8 protein-coding genes are annotated in these 7,582 nt (G+C 61.9%); 6 read left to right on the top strand and 2 right to left on the bottom strand.

Features of this window, described 5'->3' with window-relative positions; translation table 11 throughout:
- Nucleotides 1-35 precede the first annotated feature (35 nt).
- Nucleotides 36-1,094 carry a peptidase U32 family protein gene (locus IBX54_RS10385; protein ID WP_296542584.1) on the bottom strand — a complete coding sequence of 353 codons (1,059 nt, stop codon included), beginning with the start codon at nucleotides 1,092-1,094 and terminating at the stop codon, nucleotides 36-38.
- A gap of 153 nt (nucleotides 1,095-1,247) precedes the next feature.
- On the opposite strand from IBX54_RS10385, the gene IBX54_RS10380 reads away from it, so the two are divergent.
- The 5 genes from IBX54_RS10380 (at nucleotide 1,248) to IBX54_RS10360 (ending at nucleotide 5,453) form a co-directional block, all read left to right on the top strand.
- A complete protein-coding gene (locus tag IBX54_RS10380; RefSeq protein ID WP_296542583.1) occupies nucleotides 1,248-2,423 on the top strand; it encodes an MFS transporter in 1,176 nt (391 codons plus the stop codon).
- A gap of 77 nt (nucleotides 2,424-2,500) precedes the next feature.
- Nucleotides 2,501-3,526: an ABC transporter substrate-binding protein gene (locus IBX54_RS10375; RefSeq protein ID WP_296542582.1), complete on the top strand. Its 1,026-nt coding sequence runs from the start codon at nucleotides 2,501-2,503 to the stop codon at nucleotides 3,524-3,526.
- 1 nt (nucleotide 3,527) lies between these two features.
- A complete protein-coding gene (locus tag IBX54_RS10370) occupies nucleotides 3,528-4,337 on the top strand; it encodes an ABC transporter ATP-binding protein (RefSeq protein WP_296542581.1) in 810 nt (269 codons plus the stop codon).
- 74 nt (nucleotides 4,338-4,411) lie between these two features.
- Nucleotides 4,412-4,657, top strand: coding sequence for a hypothetical protein (locus tag IBX54_RS10365; protein WP_296542580.1), 246 nt, complete (start codon nucleotides 4,412-4,414; stop codon nucleotides 4,655-4,657).
- Nucleotides 4,626-5,453 (top strand): ABC transporter permease, encoded by an 828-nt coding sequence (locus IBX54_RS10360; RefSeq protein WP_296542579.1) that lies wholly within the window; start codon nucleotides 4,626-4,628, stop codon nucleotides 5,451-5,453. Before IBX54_RS10365 ends, IBX54_RS10360 begins: the two co-directional genes overlap by 32 nt.
- Here the strand turns inward: IBX54_RS10360 and IBX54_RS10355 are convergent.
- Nucleotides 5,450-6,022: a cob(I)yrinic acid a,c-diamide adenosyltransferase gene (locus IBX54_RS10355; RefSeq protein ID WP_296542578.1), complete on the bottom strand. Its 573-nt coding sequence runs from the start codon at nucleotides 6,020-6,022 to the stop codon at nucleotides 5,450-5,452. The two genes, IBX54_RS10360 and IBX54_RS10355, sit on opposite strands and share 4 nt — an antisense overlap.
- A gap of 95 nt (nucleotides 6,023-6,117) precedes the next feature.
- On the opposite strand from IBX54_RS10355, the gene IBX54_RS10350 reads away from it, so the two are divergent.
- Entirely contained in the window at nucleotides 6,118-7,575 is a 1,458-nt protein-coding gene (locus IBX54_RS10350; protein ID WP_296542577.1) for an FAD-linked oxidase C-terminal domain-containing protein, read from the top strand.
- Nucleotides 7,576-7,582: the final 7 nt, after the last annotated feature.

The following is a 7,582-nucleotide window of genomic DNA, read 5'->3' as shown; positions in this document are numbered from 1 at the left end:
GGGCTCGCGATGACGGTGCATGGGCTGCTGATCGATCATTTCCAGGGCCGGTGATACGCGCCAAGTGTGTGCTGCTGGCCTTCAGCCACCTTGTCGAGGTCGCTGAACCAGTCGGTTTTGGCCTTGTAGTGGTGCGGGTTGGCGCGGCAGCTGTCGATGGCGGCGCGCCAGACTTTGGTGACCTGCGCCACGTAGGCCGGGCTGCGCTGGCGGCCTTCGATCTTGATGGCGCGCACGCCGATCTTCATCAGGTCGGGCAGCAGCGAGAGGGTGTTCAAGCTGGTGGGCTCCTCGATGGCGTAGTAGTTTTTTTCGTCGCCCACGTCAAAGCGGCCCTTGCACAGCGTCGGATAGCCGGCGTTTTCGCCGGGGGCGTAGCGGTCAATCAGCACGCCATTCAGGCGCGACTCGCGGCCCTGCGGGGTCTCGACCCAGCGCACCGCTTTGGGTGGCGAGCAGACACCGTTGGTGTTGGGTGCCTCGCCGGTGGCGTAGCTTGACAGCGCGCAGCGGCCTTCGACCATCACGCACAGGCTGCCAAAGCCGAATACCTCGATCTCGACCGGCGTTTTTTCGATGACCTGCGCCACTTGGGTGAGCGACAGCACGCGCGGCAGCACGGCGCGCGCAATGCCAAAGTGCTGGTAATAAAAATCCAGCGCCTCGTAATTGGTGGCTGAACCCTGCACCGACAAATGCAGGCGCAGTTGCGGTTGATGTTTGACGGCATAGGCCATCATGCCGGGGTCGGCCAGAATGACGGCATCCACGCCGCTGTGCGCGGCGCGGTCCACGGCGCGTTGCCAAAGCTCGGCCTTGGCCGCCTGCGGGTAGGTGTTGAGCGCCACAAACACCTTGCGGCCGCGCTCGTGGGCGTAGCGGATGCCGGCCTCGATGGCGGCTTCGTCAAAGTTCAGGCCGGCAAAATTGCGCGCGTTGGTGGCGTCGCGAAAGCCCAGATAGACGCAGTCGGCACCATGGTCAATAGCCGCCTTGAGCGCGGGCAGGCTGCCGGCCGGGCAGACCAGTTCCATGGGGGATTGCGGAGCCGTGTCAGTGCGCACTTGTAGAGATGGATTAGCAACGGTAGTCATAAGTTTCCGGGGAAAGCGCCGTCAGGCGCTGCCAAAGTCTAATCGGCGAGCTTAACCATGCTGGCGGTTCAAGTAAATGATGCAAGTCAAGTCATTCACATAAATTCAAAACTGGCGACAATCAGCCGCTTCTTATATTTATGCGTTGTCCCCATGAACCGACACCTCTGGCTACTGGCCATCTGCCAAGGCCTTTTCCTGACCAACAACGTCACTTTTATGGCTATCAATGGCCTGGTCGGTTTCAGCCTGGCACCGCTGGGCTGGATGGCCACCTTGCCGGTGATGGGCTACGTGGTCGGCGGCGCGTTTTCGACCGGGCTGGTGGCCAAAAGCCAGCACCACTTTGGCCGCAAGGCGGCGTTTCAGATAGGGCTGGTGGTGGCCGCCTTGAGCGCGCTGCTGTGCGCCTATGCCGCTTGGAGCAGCAACTTTTGGCTGCTGTGCGCGGCCACGGTGATTGCCGGCTATTACAACGCCAATGCCAACCTGTACCGCTTTGCCGCCGCCGAGCTGGCCAGTGCGGGCTACAAGGAGAAAGCGGTGTCGATGGTGATGGCCGGCGGCCTTTTGGGCGCCGTGGCCGGGCCCAACCTGGCGGCGCAAACGCGCACCCTGACCGACGTGCCGTTCATGGGCGCCTACCTGGCGCTGGCCGGTGTCGCGCTGCTGTCGATGGCTGTGCTGGCCTTTATCACCTTCCCGGCGGCACCGGCCCAACAAGCCAGCAAGGAGGGCCGCCCGCTGCGCGAGATCATGCGCCAGCCGGTCTTTATGGTGGCCGCGGCCTGTGGCGCGCTGGGTTTTGGTGTGATGAACCTCTTGATGGCGGCCACACCACTGGCCATGCAGCAGTGCAGTCTGCCGTTTTCGGATGTGGCGCTGGTGCTGGAGTGGCATGTGATCGGCATGTTTGCACCGGGCTTTTTCACCGGCCACCTGATCAAGCGCTTTGGCGTGCTGCCGATCATGGGTGTGGGCGTGCTGCTCAATGCACTGTGCATCGTGATTGCGCTGTCGGGGGTTGATTTGCACCAGTTCCTGATCGCGCTGTTCTTGCTCGGTGTCGGCTGGAACTTTTTGTTTACCGGCAGCACCACCTTGTCGCTGCAAACCTACACCCCAGCCGAGAAAGACCGGGCCCAGGGGGCGCTCAATTTCTTTGTGTTTGCCGTCACGGCACTGAGCTCATTTGCCTCGGGCGTGCTGGTCACCACCCAGGGCTGGCAGCTGCTCAATGCGGGCTCGCTGATTCCCGTGGCCCTGACCGGCGCAGCCCTGGTCTGGCTCAAAACGCGGCCCCAAACCGCACCGCTCCAGCCCCTGTGAACCAGTTGCTATGATTCGCCTCTGACAGGGCTCATTCAGAGGCCCTGCTTTTTATTATTCAATTGGAGACATACCTCATGCAAAGAAGACACCTGATTGCCGGTGGCCTGGTGGCCGCCACCCTGCCCCAATGGGCGCTGGCGCAAGCGCTGGAAAAAACCAAGGTAACCCTGGCCGTCGGCGGCAAAAACCTGCTGTATTACCTGCCGCTGACCATCGCCGAGCAGCTGGGCTACTTCAAGGCCGAGGGGCTGGATGTGACCATTGTTGACTTTGCCGGTGGCTCCAAAGCCCTGCAAGCCGTGGTCGGCGGCAGTGCCGACGTGGTGTCGGGTGCGTTCGAGCACACCATCAACATGCAGTTCAAGGGCCAGAAAATGCGCGCCTTCGTACTGCAGGGCGCGGCGCCGCAAATTGTGCTGGGCATCAACCCCAAGACCATGCCCAATTTCAAGACGGTGGCTGACCTCAAGGGCAAAAAGGTGGGTGTGTCCGCGCCCGGCAGTTCGACCAACGTGATGCTTAATTTTGCACTGGCCAAAGTGGGCCTGAAGCCCGATGACGTCAGTGTCATCGGTGTGGGCACCGGCAACGGCGCGGTGGCCGCCATGCGCTCGGGGCAGATCGATGCCATGAGCAACCTTGACCCCGTCATCACGCTGCTGCAGCGCTCGGGCGACCTCAAAATTGCAACCGACACGCGCAACGTGGCTGAGTCCGAACGCGTGTTTGGCGGCCCCATGCCCGCTGGTTGCCTGTATGCACCGCAAACTTTCATCGACAAGAACCCCGCCACCACGCAGGCGCTGACCAATGCCATGGTGCGCGCGCTCAAGTGGATTCAAACTGCGGGCGCGGCCGACATCATCAAGGCCGTACCCGAGGGTTATTTGCTGGGCGACCGCGCGGTTTATATCGACGCTTTTCTGGCGGCCAAAGGGTCGCTGTCGCGCGACGGCATGATCCCTGACAAAGGCGCGCAAACGGCGTTTAACGCACTGGCCAGTGTGAACGCCAAATTGGGCGCTGCCAAGCTCGACCTGAAAGCGGTCTATACCAACGACTTTGTCAAAAAGGCCAATGCCAAATACCCCAGGGGTTGACATGACGGCAGCCTTGACGCTGCAGGACGTGGCCTGCACCTTTGTCAGCAAGGACCAACCCGGCCAACGTTACACGGCGGTGCGCGAGGTGAACCTGACGGTGGCGGCGGGCGAGTTTGTCAGCGTGGTTGGGCCCACTGGCTGCGGCAAAAGCACGCTGCTCAATGTGGGCGCCGGCCTGCTGTTGCCCAGCACTGGCTCGGTCACCGTGTTTGGCCAGCCGCTGATCGGCACAAACAAGCGAGCCGGCTACATGTTCCAGGCCGACAGCCTGATGCCCTGGCGCACCGCGCTGGCCAACGTGTCGGCCGGCTTGCAGTTTCACGGCGTGGCCGAGCGCGAAGCCGCTGCGCAAGCTGACGCGTGGCTGCGCCGTGTCGGGCTGGGCGGTTTTGGCGACCGCTACCCGCACCAGATGAGCGGCGGCATGCGCAAACGCGTGAGCCTGGCGCAAACCCTGGTGCTCGACCCCGACATTATTTTGATGGACGAGCCGTTCTCGGCGCTGGACATCCAGACCCGCCAGTTGATGGAAAACGAGTTGCTCGACATCTGGCAAGCCAAGAAAAAGGCGGTGCTGTTCATTACCCACGACCTTGACGAAGCCATAGCCATGAGTGACCGCGTGGTGGTGATGAGTGCCGGGCCAGGCAGCCGCCCGATTGGCGACTTTCCGATCGACATCGAGCGCCCGCGCGACGTGGCCGAGATCAAGACCACGCCGCGCTTTTTGCAGCTGCATCGGGCCATCTGGGAGGTGCTGCGCGAAGAGGTGCTCAAGGGGTACCAGCAACAGTTGAAAGCGGCCTGATGAATTGTCATTGCGAACGCAGTGACGCAATCCATGCCCCCCCCGACTGCATGGACTGCCGCGCTGCGCTTTCCATGAACATCCCCGTCATTGCGAGCGAAGTGACGCAATCCATGACCCCGGAAGTCATGGATCGCCACGCTTCGCTCGCGATGACGGAGTTTCTGTTCAAGGTACGTGTGCGGTATCGGGCCTGGTACGGAGGGCTCGCAGTGACGGCTTCCTTGTTCAAGGCCCGTGTGCGGTATCTGGCCGGATACGGACAGCTCGCGATGACGAAAGGTACTTATGTGGAAAATGATCAAGCCGCACGGCGGTAATTTGTGGCTTTGGCAAGTCAGCCTGCTGCTGGCGCTGCTTGGCTTCTGGCATGTGATGACCGTGCCTGGCCTGATCCCGCCGATGATGTTCGACAACGACAGCCAGGCGGCTTTTTTCTTTGGCGAACCGCTCAAGGTGGCCGAGCGCATCTGGGCCTGGTTTGTGACCGATGCCGACATCTACCAGCACCTGGGCGTGACGCTGGCCGAGACCATGATGGCCTTTGCCGTGGGCGCTGGCCTGGGTTTGGGGGGCGGCCTGTGGCTGGCGCTGGCACCCATGGCATCGGCCATTCTGGAGCCCTACATCAAGGCCATGAACGCCATGCCGCGCATTATTTTGGCGCCCATTTTTTCGGTCTGGTTTGGCTTGGGCATGGGCTCCAAGGTGGCACTGGGCGTGACGCTGGTGTTTTTCATCGTGTTTTTCAACGTTTACCAAGGCGTAAAAGAGGTGAGTCCGGTGGTGCTGGCCAATGCCCGAATGTTGGGTGCCGACCGGCAACAGTTGCTGCGCCACGTTTATTTGCCCAGCGCCACCAGTTGGGTCTTTAGCTCCTTGCACACCAGTGTCGGCCTGGCGTTTGTGGGTGCCGTGGTGGGTGAGTACCTGGGCTCCAGCCAAGGCGTAGGCTATTTGATATTGCAGGCCGAGGGCAGCTTTGACATCAACACCGTGATGGCCGGCATTGTGCTGCTGACCGCTTTTGCGCTGGTGCTCGACAGTGCGGTGGGCAAGGCCGAGAAATACCTGATGAAGTGGCAACCCAAATCGGGCGAGACCGAAAAGCTTTAGCTCCCCTGCAAAATCCGCTCGCTCTTCCAGTACACGTCATCTCCTGCCGTGCCGTCGGTGCGGTAGCGGTTGAGCACGCGGGCCAGCACAAACATCAAATCCGACAAGCGGTTGAGGTAATGCCGGGGCGTGTCTTTTAACGCTTCCTGGCCTTCCAGCGCCACCACGGCGCGCTCGGCGCGGCGCGCCACGGTGCGGCAGACATGGGCTAAAGAGGCGGCGCGTGTGCCGGCCGGCAAGATAAATTCCTGTAGCCGCGGCAGCGCCTCGTTGTACTGCGCCAGCGCGTTGTCCAGCACCAGCACCGCGTCGGTTTTGAGCAACTCATAGCCCGGAATCGACAGTTCGCCGCCCAAGTTGAAAAGCTGGTGCTGGATTTCGACCAGCAGGCTGCGCACATCGTCGGGCATGGCTTCGCACAGCAGCACGCCGATGTTGGAGTTGAGCTCATCGACGTCGCCCATGGCGTGCACGCGCAAGCTGTTTTTGGAGACGCGGGTGTTGTCGCCCAGGCCGGTGGTGCCGTTGTCCCCGGTGCGGGTAGCGATTTGTGTCAGTCGGTTGCCCATGGTCACTTTCTCAAAAATTCAGAAAAGATGCCGCTGTTGATGCGCTGTTGCCAGCCTTCATTGCGCATAATCGGCCATTATGACGGAGACAAACCATGAATGCCCCAAGCCCCCAATTGCACCCAAAAATCGATAACCATCCCGCGCCTGTCGCCCTGTTGCAAGCTTTGTCCGAGCGTTTCGGCGCGCAATATTCTGCCGCCCAGGTGGTGCGCGAACAGCACGGCCGCGACGAATCTGCCTTCAGCGTGCCGCCCCCCGCTGCCGTGGTGTTTGCCGAGCGCACGCAGGATGTGGCGGATGCTGTCAGGCTGGCCGCGCAGTTCAAGGTGCCGGTGATTGCGTTTGGTGTCGGCTCGTCACTGGAGGGCCATTTGCTGGCAGTGCAGGGCGGCATCAGCGTCGATGTGAGCCGCATGAACGCGGTGCTGGCCATCAACGCCGAAGACCTCACGGTGACGGTGCAGGCCGGTGTGACGCGCAAGCAGCTCAACGAGGCGGTCAAGTCCACCGGCCTGTTTTTTCCGGTCGATCCGGGCGCCGACGCCACGCTGGGTGGCATGGCGGCCACGCGTGCCAGCGGCACCAACGCAGTGCGCTACGGCACCATGCGCGAAAACGTGCTGGCGCTCGAAGTGGTTACCGCCAGCGGTGAGGTGATCCGCACCGGTACCCGCGCCAAAAAGTCGAGTGCCGGTTACGACCTGACGCGCCTCATGGTGGGCAGCGAGGGCACGCTGGGCGTGATCACCGAAGTCACGGTCAAACTCTTCCCGCTGCCTGAGGCGGTGATGGCCGCCACCTGCTCGTTTGACAGCCTGGCCGACGCGGTCAACACCACCATCCAGATCATCCAGATGGGCGTGCCAATTGCGCGCTGTGAGCTGCTCGATGCCAACACCATCCGCATGGTCAACAAGCACTCGAATTTGAGCCTGCATGAGGGGGCCATGCTGCTGATGGAATTCCACGGCTCGCCCGCCAGCGTACGAGAGCAAGTTGAAACCGTGCAGGCCATTGCCGCTGATTTTGGTGGTCAGACCTTTGAGTGGGCCAGCACGCCCGAGGCGCGCACCAAGCTCTGGACGGCGCGCCACAACGCTTACTTTGCCGGCATCCAGTCGCGCCCAGGCTGCAAGGCCATCACCACCGACACCTGCGTGCCGATCTCAAAGCTGGCCGACGCACTGCTGGACTCGGTGACCGAGGCACAGGCCAGCGGTATCCCGTACTTTCTGGTCGGCCATGTGGGTGACGGCAACTTTCACATGGGTTACCTGATCGATCCGGATTCAGCGCAAGAGCGCGCCACCGCCGAGCAGCTCAACAGCCAGCTGGTGCAGCGTGCCCTGAAACTGGGCGGCACCTGCACCGGGGAGCACGGCGTGGGCCTGCACAAGATGGACTTTCTGGTGCAGGAGGCAGGCGCCGGCGCCATTGCCATGATGCGCGCCATCAAGCAGGCGCTGGACCCCGACAACGTGATGAACCCGGGCAAAATCTTTAACCTAGATTCCTCAGTTGACCGCTTGAAAACTTCGATAAGGCATTGAACTGATT

Origin of the sequence: Rhodoferax sp., assembly GCF_014859475.1 — a bacterium.
Classification (GTDB): domain Bacteria; phylum Pseudomonadota; class Gammaproteobacteria; order Burkholderiales; family Burkholderiaceae_C; genus Rhodoferax.
Note: the sequence above shows the minus strand (reverse complement) of the source record. Positions and strands in the feature narration are given on the sequence as shown.